This window comes from Myxococcus sp. AS-1-15, assembly GCF_020037055.1.
Classification (GTDB): domain Bacteria; phylum Myxococcota; class Myxococcia; order Myxococcales; family Myxococcaceae; genus Myxococcus; species Myxococcus fulvus.
Window position 1 is genome coordinate 107,086 of the sequence record NZ_JAIQDF010000010.1, and the last position, 17,133, is coordinate 124,218.

Below are 17,133 nucleotides of genomic sequence, written 5' to 3' on the forward strand. Positions count from 1 at the left end.
GTCTCCGCCCGACAGGCCCACGGTGAAGCCCTCCGCCGTCAGCGCCACCGACTCCACGCGCTCCAGCGCGGGATATGAGAAGCCCGCCTGGGCCTTCAGGAACACCGCCGCTCGCGCCGCGCCGGGCAGCCCCGGCCCCTTCGTCGCGAGCCCTCCAGCGCGCCCCACCGCCGCCGTCGCCAGCATCACGAAGACCCGCGCCGCGTCGTCGCCCAGCACCTCGCCGTAGGCCTCACCGGCGGCCTCCAGCTCCTCGAACGAGCGCGCCAGGTCCACGCGCCGCACCAGCACCACCCACGCATCCAGCACCCGCCACACCGTGTCCACGCCCAGGTAGGCCATCGCCGTCGCGGTGAGCAGCGCCGCCAGCCCCTTCGACACCGGCTCGGGCAGCGACCACAGCATCAAATACATCGCCACCGAGGACGTCAGCGTCGCGCGGAGCGCCACCGGGTCCCCCACCCCCCGCAGGGACTCCGCCGTCTCCTCCCAGACGTCCTCCATCGCGATGGCCAGCGCCAGCGCGTACTTGCCATCACTGCCGAGCAGCGGCCCCTCCTCGAGCAACCGCAGACAGTCCCCCGCGCGCAGCTCGCCGGCACACCAGCGGCCGTACCCGCGCGTCAGCGTCTCGTCCGCATACGACTCCAGCAGGTGCGGTGACGTCTCATCCGCGCCCTCTTGCACCGCGTGGAGCCTGCGCCCTTCATACAGATACACGCCGCCCCGCTCCGGGACACCGAAGCGCAGCCGCGCCTCCCGCAGCGGATGCGCGAAGGGCCTCACGTCCCGGGCGAGCTTCGTCATCGCCTCCTGGAACGTGTCCTCCCCCAGCTCCACCGGCCCGGAGTCCTCCTCGACGGGGAGGTGACGGACGGACGCTCCCGAGCCCAGCTCCAGACGAACGCTCCGCGTCGTCGAGCACCCCGTCACGATGAACAAGCACAGACACAAGGACACAGCCCGACCACGACCCATCTCAGCCCTCCGGCATGGGCGCCGAAATCACCTGATGGGTTTCACATACCAACCGACTCCGACATCCCACGCCGATGCGACACGTGTCTCACGCATCGCCCGCGTCACGCCGGCCCGGGCGCCTCAGCTCACGGGCCGGGGCAACACGACATGGAACGTGCTGCCGCCGCCGGGCCGCCCCGAGGACTCCGCCCAGACGCGCCCGCCGTGGCGCTCGACGATGCCTCGCGCGATGGCCAGCCCCAATCCCAGACCTCCGTACGACACGCCATGCGCGCGTCCGAAGCGCTCGAAGATGTTCTCCAGCCGGTCCGCCGGAATGCCCAGCCCGTGGTCCAGCACCTCCACGTGCACCCACCGGCCCTCCTCGCGCGCCCGCAGGCGGATGTCCCCTCCGTCCGGCGAGTAGCGCAGCGCATTGGACACCAGGTTGGAGAGCACCTGGTCCAGCCGCTCGCCATCGGCGCGCAGCACCAGCCCCTCGGGGGCCTCCACGTGGATGTCCCGCCCCTCCGGCAAGGGCTCGAAGTGCTCCGCCACCTCGTGAAGGAGCGCGCGCACGTCCACGTCTCCCTCCTCCAACAACAGCTCCCCGCGCTGCAGCCGCCCCATGTCGAGCAGGTTCTCCACCAGCCGCGCCATGCGACCCACGCTGCGCTGGATGCCCTCCAGGGCCCGCGCCACGTTCGGGGTCTGCTCCTCCCCCGCCTTCTTCCTCGCCAGGTCCGCGTAGCTGCGCGCCGCCTGCAGGGGCGTGCGCAGCTCGTGCGCCGCCAGGGTGAGGAACATGTCCTTCGCCTCGTTCGTGGCGCGCAGCGTCTCCACCGCGCGCCGCGCGTCGTCGATGTCCGTCGCCGTCGATATCCACCCGACGAGCCGCCCCGCGCCATCGCGCTCCGGCAGCGTGCGGCACAAGAACCAGCGGAACTCGCCATCCGTCGCGCGCCGAAGCCGGTACTCCTGCTCCTCCGGCATCCCCGAGCGGCGCAGCACCTCCCACGTCGCCTGGACCTTCCCCAGGTCATCGGGATGGAAGCAGCGCAGGTTCTCCTCGCGCTGGCGTCCCTGCTCCGCCGTCAGCCCCGCGTAGTCCAGCCAGCCCCGGTTCGCGTAGCTGATGGTGCCGTCCGCGAGCAGCGCCCAGACGAACTGCGGCATCGAGTCCACCAGCCGGCGGAAGCGCAGCTCGCCCTGTCGCTCGAGCATCCGCCGCTCGCGCTCCCACAGCGCCGCCTCCTGTCGCTGCAGGGCCCGCTGCTGGACATACAGCGCGACGAACGCCTCCGCCTTCCAGCGCAGCACCTCCGGGTGGAACGGCTTCACCACGTAGTCGGCCGCGCCGGACGCATAGCCGCTCACCAGGTTCGCCTCATCGCGCCCGTGCGCGGTGAGGAAGATGATGGGCGTGTACCGCGAGCGCTCACGCTGCCGGATGATGCGCGCCGTCTCGAAGCCGTCCATCCCCGGCATCTGCACGTCCAGGAGGATGAGCGCGAAGTCCTCGCGCAAGAGCCACCGCAGCGCCTCCGGCCCCGAGGCCGCCTTCACCAGCTTCTGGCCCATGGGCTCCAGGATGGCTTCCAGCGCCAGCAGGTTCGACGCGTGGTCATCCACCAGGAGGATGCTCGTCGTCCGTGGCTCCACCCGGGCAGGAGCATGGGGGGTGAGTTGCTCGGTGCCTTCCAAGGCCATTCCTCCCTTCCCTCCCTCCGTCAGACCCCATCGCTTAATCAGCGCGGCTCCAACGGTCAGCCCCCATGTAACTCCCCGGTCCGGCCCCTCACCGGGGAACCCCGCGCTCGGACGCCTGGACGCCCTGCCCCGAAGGCGCCCGCCCGCTTCTCCTCCCAGGGTATGGAGCCGACGACGCGGTGGCACGCTCCGCCGTCCCTCCGTGACGCAGGCGCAGGCCGCCCATGAGGGACAGGGAGCGGCGGACAGGGGCCCGCCCGCCCCCTGCTTTCGACTACCCCACCGCGCGCTGGAGCATCAGCGCGAGCATGTCCGCGCTGCGCTCGCTGCTGAACTGCGTCTCCACCTTGCGACGGCCCGCCTCACCCAGCCGCTCGGCCTCGCGCGGATTTCGCGCCACGGCCTCCAGCTTCTCGGCCAGGACAGAGGGCGTCTGCGGCGGCACGAGCATCCCGTCCACGCCGTCGTCCACCAGCTCCTTCACCCCGCCCGCGCCCGTCACCACCACCGGCGCGCGCATGGCCATGGCCTCCATGATGGCCACGCCCAAGGGCTCCTGGAGGCTCGCCAGCGCGAAGATGTGCGCGCGCTCGATGCCGTCGCGCACCACGTCCTCGCCCACCGCGCCCAGCAGCGTCACCGCGTCGCCCAGCTTGGACTCCGCGAGCTTCGCCTCCAGCACCTTGCGGTACGTGGTGCCGCCCGCCTCGTCCTCACCCGCGATGGACAGCCGCGCGTCGATGCCCTTGGCCCGCAGCATCCCCACCGCGTCGATGAGGTCCGCGTGCCCCTTGCACGGGTTGAGGCGTCCGCACGAGAAGACGCGCAGCGGCCCCTCGCCCGTCCACGCCTGGTACGGCGTCGAGCGGTTGAACTTGCCCAGCTCCACGCCCATCGGCGCCAGCTCGATGTCCTTGGGCAGGCTCCCCGCCAGCTCCTGGTTCACCTCGCCGAGCAGCTTCTTCGTGATGACGAACGCGAACCTGGCGTGCCGCCACTTCTCCCGCTGGTTCGGCCCGTAGTCGTCCAGCGGCCCGTGCAGCGTCATGCTGTACGGCAGCCCCGACAACAGGTTCGCGAACAGCGCCACGTGCGCGGCGTTGGCGCACGAGTGCACGTGCACGTGCGTCCACCCCCGCTCACGCGCCAGCGACGCCAGCCGCCCGCCCATCACCGCGAAGGCCAGGAGCCGCGCGCGACCCTTCGCGTCCAGCCCCTCCGCGCGGGCGATGGAGGCCAGGCACCGCGCCCAGCCCGTGGGCATGGCGCGGGCAATCTCCGCCACGGCCTTCACCACGCCGAGCGGCCCGGGCGGGGCCAGGTACTCGGTGCGGGCCATGGCCTCGCGCGCCCAGCTGTGGGAGATGATGCGCGCGGGCGGCGGCTGGGTGGAGACCAGCTCCGGCGTCACGCCCTTCCCGGGAAGGGCCTGCAACTCTCGCCAGAAGAAGATGTGTGTCTGTCCGGGAAACTCGGGGATGAGATAACCAATCTTCGGCACCTGCTTTCCATAACACGGCCGCTCCCACGGCCCCACGGGGAGGGCCCGGAAGTCCCCGGACTCATTGGGGCAGGTCGCAGGGCACCCGCTCCCCCGCCCGCCCGCCAGGTCATTGGGTCGACACCGTGCGTTGGGCTATACCGGGCGGCGCTCCATGGCCGATTCCAGCGCACCGCCCTCCACCTCGGACGCCGAGGTTCCCGACAGCACCGTGCCCTCACCGGCACTGCAGCGGCTGTGGTTCGCCCTGGAGCGCACCGGCTGGAGCTTCCTCACCGTGGTCCCCGCGCACCCGGGTGCCCCCGCGCTGGAGGCCGCCACCGCCATCCTGGAGGCCGGCGCGCCCTACGCGGCCACGCAGAAGATCCACCTGGACGACGCCATCGGCCTGTCCCCCGCCGAGGCCCCCCGCCGCGTGCTGGAGCTGCGCGAGCGCGTGGCCCGGGGCGAGCGCGTGGTCGCCGTCATCGACTCCGTCCTCACCCGCCCCGCCAGCCTCCCCGTGGCGCTCGCCGCCGACGGCGTCCTCCTGTGCGTCACCCTGGGGGAGACGGACTTCGGCTCGGCGCGCAAGACGATGGAGTTCATCGGCCCGGAGCGCTTCGTGGGCAGCGTCACCTTCCCCCGGCAGAAGAAGGGCCGGGGTCTTTTCTCCCGCAAGAAGAAGAAGCCATGACGCCCTCGGACGCCTCCACGCCCCGCCTCAGCGTCGTCGTCGCCACCTACAACCGACTGCCCCTCATCACCCGGCTGCTCGGGCAGCTCGCCCAGCAGACGCTCCCGCCCGAGCGCTACGAGGTCGTCGTCGTCGATGACGGCTCCAAGGAGCCGGTGAAGGCTCCGCTCGACGCGCTCGGCGAGAGCCTCCCCTACGCCCTGCGCGTGGAGGTGCAGACCAACGCGGGCGCGGCGGCGGCGCGACACCGGGGCGTGCTCGCGGCGCGGGGGGACATCGTCCTCGTCACCGACGACGACATGCAGGTGGAGAAGGACTTCCTCGAGCGGCACCTGGCGCACCACCCGGAGGGCTCGCGGCACGTGGTGCTGGGCCGCATCCGTCCGGACCCGTCCATCGGAGACATGCCGCTGTTCGAGCGCTGGTACGCGTACCTCAACCACCGCATGGCGGAGGAGCTGTCCACCCCCGGCGCGCGCGCGCACGGCAACCACCTGTACACGGGCAACGTGTCCTTCCACCGCGAGGACTACGTGGGCGTGGGCGGCTTCGACAAGTCGCTGGGCCAGTCCGAGGACGTGGAATTGGGCGTGCGGCTGGAGAAGGCGGGCTGCGCGTTCGTGTTCGCCAGCGACGCGCACGTGCTGCACGGCAGCGACCACGTGTCCTTCGAGCGCTGGCTCAAGCGCGCGAACCGCTACGGCATGTTCGACACGCACGTGGCGCGCAAGCACCCGGACGTGCGCGGCGTCAATCCGTGGCGGCTGCTCTTCGAGACCAACCCCCTGGCGCGCCCGCTGCTCGCGGCCACCGTCGTCGCGCCCGAGGCCACGCGCGTGCTGACGGGCGCGGTGATGAGCGCCGCGAAGGCCGCGGACAGGCTGGGCCTGGAGAAGGCCGCGTTCGCGGGCACGTCGGTGGTGTACGGCATGGAGTATCTGCGCGGCGCTCGCAACGAGGCCGGCGGCTGGACGGGTATCGCCCGTGAGGTGGTCCGCTACCTCCAGGGCGGGGGGAACCGATGAACTTCCTGAAGTCGAAGCGCTCGATGATTGGCGCGCTGGTCTCCGATGCGATGGAGCTGGCCCGCGCCGCCAATGGACACACCGACGCGAAGTCCGTCGCCAAGGTGGTGCTCACCAGCGACTCGTACCGCATCACCGCGCTCAACCGCGCCCGCGAGGCCGCGCTCGACTACCACATCCCCCTGGTCAACCACGTGCTGCGCGTGGCGCAGACGGCGGTGCTGGGCATCGAGATCGGCAAGGACGTGACGCTGGGCAAGGGCGTGTACTTCGTGCACAGCCTGGGCATCGTCATCGGCGGGGACGCGCGCATCGGCGACCGCGTGCGCTTCTACGGCAACAACACCGTGGGCACCGCCAAGGACAACGGCTACCCCGTCATCGAGGATGACGTGTGGATTGGGGCCGGCGCTCGCATCCTGGGGCCGGTGCGCGTCGGCGCGCGCTCGCGCATCGGCGCCAACGCCGTGGTGCTGCAGGACGTGCCGCCGGACAGCGTGGCCGTGGGGATTCCCGCGCGCATCTTCCCGCGCAAGGACACGGACGACGTGGTGCTGTGAGGGCCCCCAGGCCCGGGGGAGTTGAGTCCATGGAGGCAGGTGTGAAGGGTGCGCGGAGCAAGGCGGGCGCCGCCGTGGTGGTCTGCACGCTGGCGGTCGCCGGTGGCTCGGTGGCGCTGGCGCGCGGCGGTGAGCCCTCCGGCGAGGTGAAGCCCGCGGTGGGTGACGCCGCGAAGCCGGGCGAGACGAAGCCCGCGGCCGTCGAGGCGGCGAGCACCGCGCCGGTGGTCCTCTACGACGGCGGCCTCGGTGCCGGGTGGAAGGACATCGGCTGGGCGCCGCGCGAATTGCCCAAGGGCGCTCCGGCGCGGATGCGCCTGTTCAACTACGGCGGCTGGATTCTCTATCAGCCCAAGCTGTCGGGCAGCTTCGGGGCGCTGTCCCTGCGCCTGAGCGCGCCGGAGGCCTACGGCGAGTTCCTGGAGGTGCGGCTGGACACGCCCGGCGCGGTGTCCTTCCCGCGCGTGCCCGTGACGGCGGACCTGCAGGTGCGCAAGGACGGCGAGTGGGCCGACATCGTCATCCCCATGGAGCTGCTCAACCCCAAGGGGGAGGCGTTCGACCGCGTGGTGCTGCGCGCGTCGAAGGACGTGGGGCGCGACTGGGTGCTGCTCGACAAGGTGGCGCTGGTGCCGCTGCCGCCGGACGTGGCCGCCGCGCTGGCCGCCGGTGGAGGCCGCACGGGCAAGGGCAGCGGGCGCGACACGTCGATGACCATCGACTGCACGGCGCCCGGGCATGACATCAGCCCGCTCATCTACGGCATCGCGCTGGACGGCCTTCGCGAGAAGAAGGACCAGCACCAGTACAAGCTGGGCGCGACGACGCGACGCTGGGGCGGCAACCCCACCTCCCGCTACAACTGGAAGCTGGGCGGCGCGTGGAACACGGCCAACGACTGGTTCTTCCAGAACGTGGACATCGGCCTGAGCTACACGGACTTCCTCGAGTCCAACCGGAAGAACGGGATGAGCTCCGCGCTCACCGTGCCGCTGCTCGGGTGGGTGGCCAAGGACACGCGCTCGGTGGGCTTCCCGGTGGCGACCTTCGGCCCGCAGCGCGGCGAGGACAACGGCTCCGGCAACGGCGTCACGCGCGACGGCACGCCGCTCAAGCCCGGGCCTCCGTCGCAGACGAGCACCGAGGCCTCCCCCGAGTTCGTCGCCGAGTGGGTGCGCGCCATCCGCGAGCGAGATGCGGCTCGCGGCGAGCGCAGCGTGCACATGTACATCCTCGACAACGAGCCCATGCTCTGGAACTCGACGCACCGGGATGTGTTCCCGGAGCCGTTGACGTACGACGGGCTGTTGTCGCGCACGATTGCGTACGGCACCGCGGTGCGGAAGGCGGACCCGGACGCGCTCATCGCGGGCCCCGCCGAGTGGGGCTGGACGAACTACCTCTGGTCCGCGGCGGACTTCGCGCCGGGCAAGGCGCCGCACTCGGACCGCCGCGCGCATGGGGACGTGCCGCTGCTGCCCTGGTACCTGCGGCAGCTGCGCGAGCACGAGAAGAAGACGGGCGTGCGCATCCTGGACGTGGTGGACCTGCACTTCTACCCGCAGACGAACGTGGGCGTGGGGTTGGAGGGGAACACGGACCCGGAGACGAACGCGCGGCGCATCCGCTCCACGCGCGCCTTGTGGGACCCGACGTACAAGGACGAGTCGTGGATTGGCGAGCCGGTGCGGCTGCTCCCGCGCATGAAGGAGTGGATTGCGCAGAACTACCCGGGCCGGCGCATCTCGATTGGTGAGTACAACTTCGGCGCGTTCGGCCACATGAGCGGAGGCCTGGCGCAGGCCGAGGCGCTGGGCCGCTTCGCGCAGGAGAACATCTACTCCGCCTACTTCTGGCAGTACCCGACGAACGGCAGCCCGGTGTTCTGGGCGTTCCGCGCGTTCAGGGACTTCGACGGGCGGGGAGGCCGCTTCCAGGACGTCTGGGTGCCGGCGAAGGCGGAGGAGGGCACGAGCGTGTTCGCCTCGCGCAACAAGGACGGCACCAAGGTGGTGGCGGTGGTGCTGAACTTCGACCCGGACCAGGCGGCGCAGGCGCGGGTGAAGCTGAACGGCTGTGGGACGCTCGAGAACGTGCGCGTGCTGGGGTACTCGGGCGCGCCGGGCGGGTTCCTGCAGCAGCCGGCGGGAAACCATACGGCGGCGGGGCTGACGCAGCGGCTGCCGCCCTACTCGATGACAGTGCTTGATTTGACGGTGAAGAAGCCATGAGTACCGCGACTCCGGACACGAAGCAGACGACGCCGTTCACCACGGGCCACCCTCGGCTGAGCATCGGCCAGTTGGCCATCGACCAGCTCACCTTCGAGGAGGCGGTGCTGGAGATTGGACGGCTGGTGGACTCACGCCAGGGTGGCTACGTGTTCACGGCCAACGTGGACCACGTGGTGCTGGCGGAGGACAACGCGCAGTTCCGCGAGGCGTACTCGCGCGCGGCGATTTCGGTGGTGGATGGGATGCCCATCGTCTGGGCGTCGAAGGCGCTGGACGTGGCGTTGCCCGAGCGCATCGCGGGTTCGGACCTGATTCTGCCGCTGATGAAGCTGGGGGCGGAGCGCAAGTGGCGGGTGTACCTGTTGGGCGCGGGCCCGGGGGTGGCGGAGAAGGTGGCGCGAATCGTGGGGGAGAAGTTCGGGGTGGAGGTGGTGGGGTGGGATTCGCCGATGGTGCGCACGGACGCGGGGGACGCGCAGAACGACCCGATTGTCGCGAGCATCCGGGAGAAGGACCCGCACCTGCTCTTCGTGGCGCTGGGCAGCCCGAAGCAGGAGGTGTGGATTTCGCAGGTGTCGCAGAAGCTGGGCCCCACGGTGGCGATTGGCGTGGGGGCGGGGTTCGACTTCATCGCGGGCACGGCGAAGCGCGCCCCTCAGTGGATTGCCAAGGCGGGCTTCGAGTGGCTGTACCGCCTGGCCAATGAGCCCAAGCGCCTGTGGCGCCGGTACATCCTGAATGACTCTCGCTTCGCCACGATTCTGGCGCGCGAGCTGTGGAAGCGCACGGGCGGGAAGCCGGAGTAGGGCTGGCGAACCCATGGCCACCCTCGGGTGGCCAACACCTGACATTGCGTGGGTAAGGCCTCCCTGTCGGTCTTTGAATGGCCTGACAGTCCCTGGCTACGCTCAATGTCAGGCCATGAGTACGAACGAGAAGACGCGAGGGGAACGAGCGCCACGGGGAAGGGACTCGCTGGTCTCGACGCAGGTCAATGACTTCGTCATCGAGGAGCGCATCGGCGAGGGAGGGATGGGCGTCGTCTATCGCGCCGTCCATCCGCTGATAGGCAAACAGGTCGCCATCAAGGTGCTCCGCGCGGAGAACGTCACCCAGCAGCAGGTGGAACGTCTGCTCATCGAGGCCCGCTCGGTCAATGCCATCCGCCACCCGGGCATCATCGACATCTTCGGCTTCGGCACCCTGCCGGACGGTCGGCCCTACATCATCATGGAGCTGCTCCGGGGCCAGTCCCTCGCGGCGTTGCTCCAGCAGAACACCCGACTCGACCCGAACACCACCGTCTGGATTCTCGACCAGATGCTGTCGGCGCTCGGCGCGGCCCACGAGGCGGGCGTCGTGCACCGAGACCTCAAGCCCGGCAACGTCTTCCTCGCCCAGGGCCTGGATGGCACCCGCACCGTCAAGCTCGTCGACTTTGGCATCGCCAAGTTGATGCGCAGCGCCGACGGGCCCACCACCGTCGATGGCACCATCCTGGGGACGCCCGAGTACATGGCCCCCGAGCAGGTCCGCGGGAACACCGTCAGCTTCGCCACGGACCTCTATGCCACCGGCGTGATGGCCTTCCACATGCTGACGGGTGAGCGCCCCTTCAAGGGCGAACAGCTCCAGGTCCTCTTCGCTCACATCGAGCAGCCTCCACCCCTCCCCTCTTCCCGTGTCCCCGGGCTCCCCGCCGAGTTCGACACGCTCATCCTCCACCTGCTCGCCAAGGACCCCGCGCTCCGGCCCGAGTCCGCCGAGGCCGTGCGACAGGCGTTGAAGCGGATTCCGCCCACCGTCCTCTCGGCCCCCGCCACCGTCCCGCTCCCCGCGCAACTCCCCGTCCCGGAGAGCAGGACGAAGACCACCGCGTCCCAGGTCCGCCCCATGCTGCCCGGAGTACGCTGGAGTCGAGGCTCAACCTGGGCCGTTGGTGGAGCGCTCATCACCAGCGTCGCCCTGGGCAGTTTCTTCCTGGGCTCACGCCAATCCAGCACGACGAGTACGGCGACCGCATCTCAGATTCCGGCTCGAGAGCCCCAAGCCGCCGAGCACCGCCCTCCGCCCTCCGCTCGGACCGAGACGCCCCAGGCAATGCCCGACCCAGCGGGGACAGTCCGAACAGGGGCCCCCCAGGTGGCACGTTCAGAGGCGTCTCCCGAACCACCACCTCCTTCGACCCTCTCGAAGCACGCCCCGGCCACGGAGAAGACAGAGCAAGGCGCTCCGACCGAACAGGCCCGCGTCTCGGCCCTCACGGAGAGCGTGACGACGACGGAGAAGCAGGCCAAGTCCGGCCCTCCCAAGCGAGCCGCGGCGGTTCCCGCGAGTTCGAACAAGCGGCAGGGCGCCGTGCCCGCGGTCATGAGTCGCCACCCCCAGGCATTCCTCGCCCAGAACGCCAAGGCGCCTCTGGACGCGACGCTGCTCCAGCGCGTCTATCAACTCGAGGAGCGCTACCTGAAGCAGACCTCGGGGAGCACGCGCTCCACCGAGTTCGAACAGCAGCTCGAAAGCCTCCATGCGCGCGCACTCAGCGCGAAAACCCGGTCCGAGGTGACGAAGGTGAGCACCGCGCTGTCCGCGCTGAGCAAGGACCTGCCCACATTCCAAGCCGCCGGGTCCGCATCCGACACCACCACGAAACCCAACCTGGACGGCCCACCGCCCCAGACCGCCGCACCCTCCCCGACCCCCCAGGCGGCGCTCCGCGCACCAGGGCCCCAATTCCTGGCGATGCTCACCACCCCAGCGCTGACTCCGGACGATGAAGGGCTCGCCCGTCGCCTCATCCACCTCAAGGCGGTTTACCTGGAGCGCGCCTCGAAGCGCGAGTATCCCAAGCTCCTCGAGGACCTGTTGGTCCGGATCCACGACCTCTCGATGAAGGCAAAGACCCCCACCACCATCACACAAATCCACGACGCACTGGATGGATGGGAAGAGGTCCTCAACGGGGCCACTCCGAAGTAACCCGCGGCCCTCAAACGGACGAGGTACGAGGTGGCTCCGAGGGCGTGAGCACCGGCGCAGCGTGCACGTGCCCCCCGCCCCCCTCACCCACCGCTGGACGCCTCGCCGGCAGGTACCGGGTCGAACCAGGAACGTGCCAGCAGGCTCTCGGAGTGCAGCAGGTCGAAGTCCTTGTCGGTGGTCAGCAGCAACGCGCTGACCGCCGAGGCGGTGGCGGCGATCCACAAGTCGTTCTTGCCGAGCACTCGTCCCTTCGACCCACAGAAGACATCGAAGGTCGCGTACCGCTCGAGCACCACGTCCAGGTGGATGTCCACCACCACGAGCTGCCGAAGCAGCTCGTGAAGCTTCGAGACCTTCTGCGCTCCCCAGGCTCGCTTCTTCGCGAAGGCCAGCAGCTCGCCCACCGTGACGACGGAGACGAGCGGACGGTGGCCCTTGCTCAGCAAGCCATGGACCTCCGCCACCCGCTTGCCGAGCGAGGAGGCCCTCAACAGGTGCACCAGGATGTTCGTATCGAGGAGCACCAGCCCGCTCACGAGAACTCCCGCAGGGCGGCGGACAGCTCCTGCTCCGTCTCCTCACCGGGCCATTGGCCGAAAATCGCGCGGAGGCCCGAGCGCTCATCCTGCGATTGCCTCAACGCGCGCGGGTCCATCGGAGTGAACAACGGCCTTGGGAGCACCGACCAGAGCGCCGCCTGCTGCGCGGACGAGGGCTCGAGGTGCTCCGCCTCGATGCGCAACACCGAGCCGGAGGGACGGAACACGGCCACGCCCGACACGATGACGTTCTGACCAAACGAGGCCGTCACCCTGTCGGACTCCAGACGCTCCCAGACCCCTCGAAGCGCGGCACCGTCCTCCAGAACCAGGGTGAAGAAGCGGTCGCTGTGCCGGATGGCATCCAGCTTTCCCGCGATGCGGATGGCCCGGGGCGGAGGCGTCTGCCGACGCAACCTCACCACACGCTCCACGCCCTCCGCGTCGATGTGGAACGTGTGCCCGTTGACGACCTCGATGCCCTCCACGCCCTGGTCGAGGAGCCTGGAGAACGCACTGAAGGTCTCCACCAGCCCCTCATCGAACCTGTCGCTGTCCGCAACGCCCGCGAGCGCATCCTCGAGCCCCGCCTCGAACAAGTCGACCGCGCTCCCCTCCGCGCCCACGTCGGACAAGGCCTCGCTCGAGCGCAGATGTCCTGGGAGCACCTGCCTCAGGGGCCTCGACTCCACCTTGAAGACACCGGCCTCGGACTGCGGCTCCAGCAGCAGGTCGAACTGCGCGGCGGACCTGAGCCACGAGGGCATGCCTCCGCGAGCGGTGCTGCGTCCCTCAATGCGAAAGCGGAGGGCCCGCTGCGCGCCCTCCACGAAGATGTGCAGCAGGTCCTGGAACAACGGCGCCGAGATTCGCTCCGGATGGACCGCGGCCCCCTTCAGCTTGATTTCATGGAGCAGGCTCATGGCAGGCCTCCAGGATGAAGCCCGTGGAGGACTCGCCGCGAATTCAGGCAAGCAGGCGTCACTTCTGTTTCAAGCATGCATCTCCTCCCTCGCGTGAAGGGAGTCATGCCCGGTGCCACGTCGACCCCGTGTCACTCCTCCCCGCCGCCGGAATGAATCTAGACAGCTCTGGCACCTCGGCCAAAGCGAAGCCGGCGATTGCACGAACGAGGCCCACGGCGTCACACCCGCACGGATGACCGCCCACCCGAGAGGCCGGTGTCCGCACACGAACCTTCCACTGTTTCGAGCAGGCATCCCAGGACGTGGACGCGACATCCCATCCCGGATGAACACGAAACCCGTCAGCGCCGAGAATCCGAGCCTCGGCGTGACGGGCGCATCATCCACATGGCCTCTCGAAGCGGCGCGCCACCCACGCGCCGCCTCGAGCACGTCACGTCACTCCCCCAGGCTGAGCCGCAGGCCGTAGGGGATGGTCTGGTTCTTCGCCCAGCCCGGCTCCACCTTCACCTGGTCGTCGCGCACGAGCGTCGCCGAGTCCGAGCCGTCGAACGACACCGCGTCATCCACGCCGAGCTTCACCAGCGCGTCGCGAATCTCCGAGAGCGTCTTGCCCGGCTTGGAGCCGTCCTCCTGCGCCACCACGTACGTCGTGCCCGTGTCCCGGTCGTAGCCGACGATGACCTTGCCAACCTCCTTGCCCCGCTCCTCCTGCGCACGGAAGCTCTCGTTGTTCCGCTGCGTCAGGTCCCCCGCGAACGCCCCGGGGTCTCCCTTGTCCGGCGCCGCCGCGTCCGTGCCCGGCTTGTACTGATTGCCCACGCCGTACGGCGTGCCGTCGATGATGACCGGCACCGCGCCACCAAACGCCAGGTTCGCGTCCTTCGGCGGATCCCCCTGCCCGAACTTCATGCCCGAGTCCGTCCACGCCGCGTAGAAGCGGTCCGGATCCGAATTTCCCGCAATCACCTCGCCGTTCTTCACCACCTGCCCCACCGGGTTCGTCCCCCACGCGGCGAAGTCGTAGAAGCTCGTGTTGACGATGGTGTCACTGCCCGGCTGCTTCCCCGCCGCCTGCGCCTCCTCGGTGAACGACGGCGAGAGCCCGAGCACGTCCGCCACACTGCCCCCGTTCTCCACCAGCGACGCCTTCGGGTTCCTCATCGCGACGACGTGGATGCCCCCGTCCTCGAACTCCACCGGCTGACGCGGGTTCGCCTTCAACGTCTCCGACACCGACACCGCCAACCGCTCGCCGTCCTCCGGCGTCGTCGGCAGCTTCAGCTGCTGCGTCTCCGCCGAGCGCTGCGCCTCGCGCTGGAGCACGTCCACCGTCGCGCCCTTGCGGCTCAACGTGATGTCGCCGTTGCCCGGCAACGCGTGCCCGTCCGTCCCCGCGCCCGGCAGCCGCGCGTACGACGCGTCGTCCACCACGTGGATGCCGACGCCGCGCGCGTCCAGGTCCTCCAGCGCCTTCTTGCCCTCGGGCGTCGAGCCCAGCTCCGTGCGCAGCCGCTCCACGGACGCCTTGTTCGCCGCGTCCGCCAGCTCCTTCGTCTTGGCGGCATGGGCCTCGAGGAGCTCCTGCCTCAGCCCCATGTTCTGCGGCAAATCCTTGGGCGGCCCCGCCTTCACGTGCGCGTCGTAGCGGTCCCACGCCTGCTGCTCGGCCGGGCTCGCGTCCGCCACCATCATGTTCCGCAGCTCGGGCGACAGCTTCGCCTTCTCCAGCTCCGCGGCGCGCTCGGGCGAGCCGGGCGGCGTGTCGAAGATGCGCTGGGCGTCCGTCGCCGGCACGCTGCCCACCTCCTGGTACTGCGGCTGCGCCTTCTTGTACGCCTCCATGGACTCGTACGACTGGTTCGTCGTCGGGTCCAACACCTGCTCGCCCTGGCGCACCACCACGTGTCCCGTCTGCCCCTCGGCCCCCGGCCGCTGGTCCTGCAGGAACACCATCTCCGAGCGCGCACGCAGCTCCGGCGATGCCTTGTCCACCCAGTCCGCCGCCACATCCAGGCAGTTGACCTTCCCGTCCTTCGCGTCCTCCGTCAGCAGCGTGGAGCCCTCCGCGCTCCCCGTCGGCGAGGGCACGTTGCCCAACAGCTTGTCCATGCCCTCTCTGCGCGGCGCGGCGTCGAACGACGACACGTCCGACGTGGCGGCCCTCGGCTTCACGCCGTTGACGCTCTTGTCGTCGAACGGCTGCGCCAGCCCCTGCTGCGTCGCCAGCACGTTCACCTGACCCATGGCGCCCTGCGCCTGCCGGGCCGTCCGCGCCGCCTTCTCCTCCGCGGCCCGCAGCGCCTCGTCGGCCTTGGATGCGCGCTGCTCGGCCGCCTTCTGGGCCTTGGCCGCCGCCTCGGCCTCCTTGCGAGAGGCCTTCTGCTCCTCGGGCGTCTGCCCAGGCTGCTGGGCCTGCTGCTTCGCCTTCGCCGCTTCCGCGCGAGCCTTCTCCTGCGCGAGCCGCGCCGCCTCCGCGGCCCTGCGGGCTGCCTCCGCCGCCTTGCGCGCAGCTTCCGCCGCCTTGCGCGCAGCCTCGGCCCGCTGCCGGGCTTCCTCGGCGCGTCGTGCCGCGTCCGCTCCAGATGCCCCCGAGGACGAACCTGTCGAAGAGCCACCCCGAATCGACGTCGTGCCGCCCATCAGTCACCCCTTTTCGGAAATCGAGACCGTCTACCGATTCTCGTTCCTACGAATTCCGGAGTTCCTAGGGACGCTCGCCGAGCCCGATTTAGTTGCCCGCGAGACAGGACCTCGCGTCGAACGGTCGTTGCGTATCGTGGCTTTCCACGAGGCGCAGCAGCCCGCGCAGCCATCGTGCGGGCCTCGAGACCGAAGAACGACCCCGCGCGCGATGCTGAAGACGCTCGGCACCGCCACGAAGCAGCCCCTCCGGATTGTTTCCGGGATGGAAACAGTGCTCTTCCCAGGAGCCCGTTTTTCGCCCCGACCCGAATCCGTACTGTTCCCCTCGTCAACGCCGCACACCGCGCCGACGCGGTGAACCAAGAGGGAGCACGTCATGAGCGCCACCGTTCAGCAGACCCAGGGCCAGCCGGATACCATCGTCCTCATCCACGGCATGTGGATGACGCCGCGCAGCTGGCAGGGCTGGATTCAGCGCTACGAGAAGGCCGGCTACCGCGTCATCGCCCCGACGTGGCCGGGGCTGGAGGGCGGAGTCGAGGCGCTGCAGAAGGACCCGACGCCGCTCAACAACCTGGGCGTGAAGGACATCGTCGACCACTACGAGCGCATCATCCGCGCGCTGCCCACCCCGCCCATCCTCATGGGCCACTCGTTCGGCGGCGCCTTCGTGCAGATGCTGTTGGACCGGGGCGTGGGCGCGGCGGGCGTGGCCATCCACTCGGCGCCCGTGAAGGGCGTCTACACACTGCCCTTCACCACCATCAAGTCGACCGCGTCGACGCTCCTCAACCCCGCCAACGTCAAGCGCCACGCGCCCATGACGCCCGAGCAGTTCCACTACGCCTTCACCAACACGCTGACGCAGGAGGAGTCGGACGAAATCTACCGCACCCAGTACATCCCCGGCTCGGGCCGGGCGCTGTTCCAGGGCGCGCTGGCGAACCTGACGCCGCGCTCGGAAGTCACGGTGAATCTGCGCAACGACGCGCGCGCCCCGCTGCTGTTCCTCTCGGGTGACCTGGACGTCATCCTCCCGGCCAGCATCCAGCGCGAGAACGCGAAGCGCTACGCGAAGTCGAAGGCGGTGACGGAGTACGTGGAGGTGCCCGGCCGCTCGCACTACACCGTGGCCCAGCCCGGCTGGGAGGCCATCGCGGACCAAGCCTTGAGCTGGGCCGTGGAGCACGCCGCCGCCCGCAACTGAAGGTCCCTGTCGTGAAGAAACCCGGGGAGTGTCCCCACGCGCGTCACCCATCGACCCAGGGTCGACGCTCCCCGGAGGATTCGGGAGTTCCTCGCGACACGCGTCGAGGCAATCATGTGGAGCCCCGCGCGTACCCACCCGGTCATCGCGCGAGTCCCCCAGGAATC

General features: G+C 70.0%; 12 protein-coding genes and 1 pseudogene. 7 read left to right on the forward strand and 6 right to left on the reverse strand.

What is annotated here, in order from left to right; all coding sequences use genetic code 11:
• Positions 1-9: 9 nt before the first annotated feature.
• From K8625_RS25685 to epsE, 3 genes and pseudogenes are all read right to left on the reverse strand, one after another.
• Positions 10-978: pseudogene (locus K8625_RS25685) on the reverse strand (hypothetical protein); the annotation flags it as partial.
• 123 nt (positions 979-1,101) lie between these two features.
• Positions 1,102-2,670 (reverse strand): response regulator EpsF, encoded by a 1,569-nt coding sequence (epsF, locus tag K8625_RS25690; RefSeq protein ID WP_223750950.1) that lies wholly within the window; start codon positions 2,668-2,670, stop codon positions 1,102-1,104.
• A gap of 274 nt (positions 2,671-2,944) precedes the next feature.
• A complete protein-coding gene (epsE, locus tag K8625_RS44245; RefSeq protein ID WP_223784177.1) occupies positions 2,945-4,171 on the reverse strand; it encodes an exopolysaccharide biosynthesis GT4 family glycosyltransferase EpsE in 1,227 nt (408 codons plus the stop codon).
• 154 nt (positions 4,172-4,325) lie between these two features.
• Between epsE and K8625_RS25700 the strand changes: the two genes are divergently transcribed.
• From K8625_RS25700 to K8625_RS25725, 6 genes are all read left to right on the forward strand, one after another.
• Complete coding sequence (locus K8625_RS25700; protein ID WP_223750948.1) at positions 4,326-4,847, forward strand: hypothetical protein; 522 nt, start codon at positions 4,326-4,328, stop codon at positions 4,845-4,847.
• Positions 4,844-5,872: an exopolysaccharide biosynthesis glycosyltransferase EpsD gene (gene epsD, locus K8625_RS25705; protein WP_223784178.1), complete on the forward strand. Its 1,029-nt coding sequence runs from the start codon at positions 4,844-4,846 to the stop codon at positions 5,870-5,872. Before K8625_RS25700 ends, epsD begins: the two co-directional genes overlap by 4 nt.
• Positions 5,869-6,432, forward strand: coding sequence for a serine O-acetyltransferase EpsC (gene epsC / locus K8625_RS25710; protein ID WP_223750946.1), 564 nt, complete (start codon positions 5,869-5,871; stop codon positions 6,430-6,432). The genes epsD and epsC overlap by 4 nt, the downstream gene beginning before the upstream one ends.
• 29 nt (positions 6,433-6,461) lie before the next feature.
• A complete protein-coding gene (gene epsB, locus K8625_RS25715) occupies positions 6,462-8,663 on the forward strand; it encodes a GH44 family glycoside hydrolase EpsB (protein WP_223750945.1) in 2,202 nt (733 codons plus the stop codon).
• Complete coding sequence (epsA, locus tag K8625_RS25720; RefSeq protein ID WP_223750944.1) at positions 8,660-9,472, forward strand: exopolysaccharide biosynthesis glycosyltransferase EpsA; 813 nt, start codon at positions 8,660-8,662, stop codon at positions 9,470-9,472. Before epsB ends, epsA begins: the two co-directional genes overlap by 4 nt.
• 115 nt (positions 9,473-9,587) lie before the next feature.
• Complete coding sequence (locus K8625_RS25725; protein WP_223750943.1) at positions 9,588-11,645, forward strand: serine/threonine-protein kinase; 2,058 nt, start codon at positions 9,588-9,590, stop codon at positions 11,643-11,645.
• A gap of 83 nt (positions 11,646-11,728) precedes the next feature.
• Here K8625_RS25725 and K8625_RS25730 read toward each other — a convergent pair whose 3' ends face one another.
• From K8625_RS25730 to K8625_RS25740, 3 genes are all read right to left on the reverse strand, one after another.
• Positions 11,729-12,184, reverse strand: a complete 456-nt coding sequence (locus K8625_RS25730; RefSeq protein ID WP_223784179.1) for a type II toxin-antitoxin system VapC family toxin — start codon at positions 12,182-12,184, stop codon at positions 11,729-11,731.
• Positions 12,181-13,110, reverse strand: coding sequence for a hypothetical protein (locus K8625_RS25735; protein ID WP_223784180.1), 930 nt, complete (start codon positions 13,108-13,110; stop codon positions 12,181-12,183). Before K8625_RS25735 ends, K8625_RS25730 begins: the two co-directional genes overlap by 4 nt.
• 441 nt (positions 13,111-13,551) lie before the next feature.
• Entirely contained in the window at positions 13,552-15,756 is a 2,205-nt protein-coding gene (locus K8625_RS25740; RefSeq protein ID WP_223784181.1) for a phosphodiester glycosidase family protein, read from the reverse strand.
• Between the two features lie 379 nt (positions 15,757-16,135).
• Here K8625_RS25740 and K8625_RS25745 point away from each other — a divergent pair, with 379 nt between their 5' ends.
• Complete coding sequence (locus tag K8625_RS25745; RefSeq protein WP_223784182.1) at positions 16,136-16,966, forward strand: alpha/beta hydrolase; 831 nt, start codon at positions 16,136-16,138, stop codon at positions 16,964-16,966.
• Positions 16,967-17,133: the final 167 nt, after the last annotated feature.

Bases quoted from the DNA above. Each gene is read 5' to 3' on its own strand.
- epsD (WP_223784178.1), top strand. From the start codon at position 4,844: ATGACGCCCTCGGACGCCTCCACGCCCCGCCTCAGCGTCGTCGTCGCC.
- K8625_RS25735 (WP_223784180.1), bottom strand. From the start codon at position 13,110: ATGAGCCTGCTCCATGAAATCAAGCTGAAGGGGGCCGCGGTCCATCCG.
- epsC (WP_223750946.1), top strand. From the start codon at position 5,869: ATGAACTTCCTGAAGTCGAAGCGCTCGATGATTGGCGCGCTGGTCTCC.
- epsB (WP_223750945.1), top strand. From the start codon at position 6,462: ATGGAGGCAGGTGTGAAGGGTGCGCGGAGCAAGGCGGGCGCCGCCGTG.
- epsF (WP_223750950.1), bottom strand. From the start codon at position 2,670: ATGGCCTTGGAAGGCACCGAGCAACTCACCCCCCATGCTCCTGCCCGG.
- epsA (WP_223750944.1), top strand. From the start codon at position 8,660: ATGAGTACCGCGACTCCGGACACGAAGCAGACGACGCCGTTCACCACG.
- K8625_RS25700 (WP_223750948.1), top strand. From the start codon at position 4,326: ATGGCCGATTCCAGCGCACCGCCCTCCACCTCGGACGCCGAGGTTCCC.
- K8625_RS25725 (WP_223750943.1), top strand. From the start codon at position 9,588: ATGAGTACGAACGAGAAGACGCGAGGGGAACGAGCGCCACGGGGAAGG.
- K8625_RS25745 (WP_223784182.1), top strand. From the start codon at position 16,136: ATGAGCGCCACCGTTCAGCAGACCCAGGGCCAGCCGGATACCATCGTC.
- K8625_RS25740 (WP_223784181.1), bottom strand. From the start codon at position 15,756: ATGGGCGGCACGACGTCGATTCGGGGTGGCTCTTCGACAGGTTCGTCC.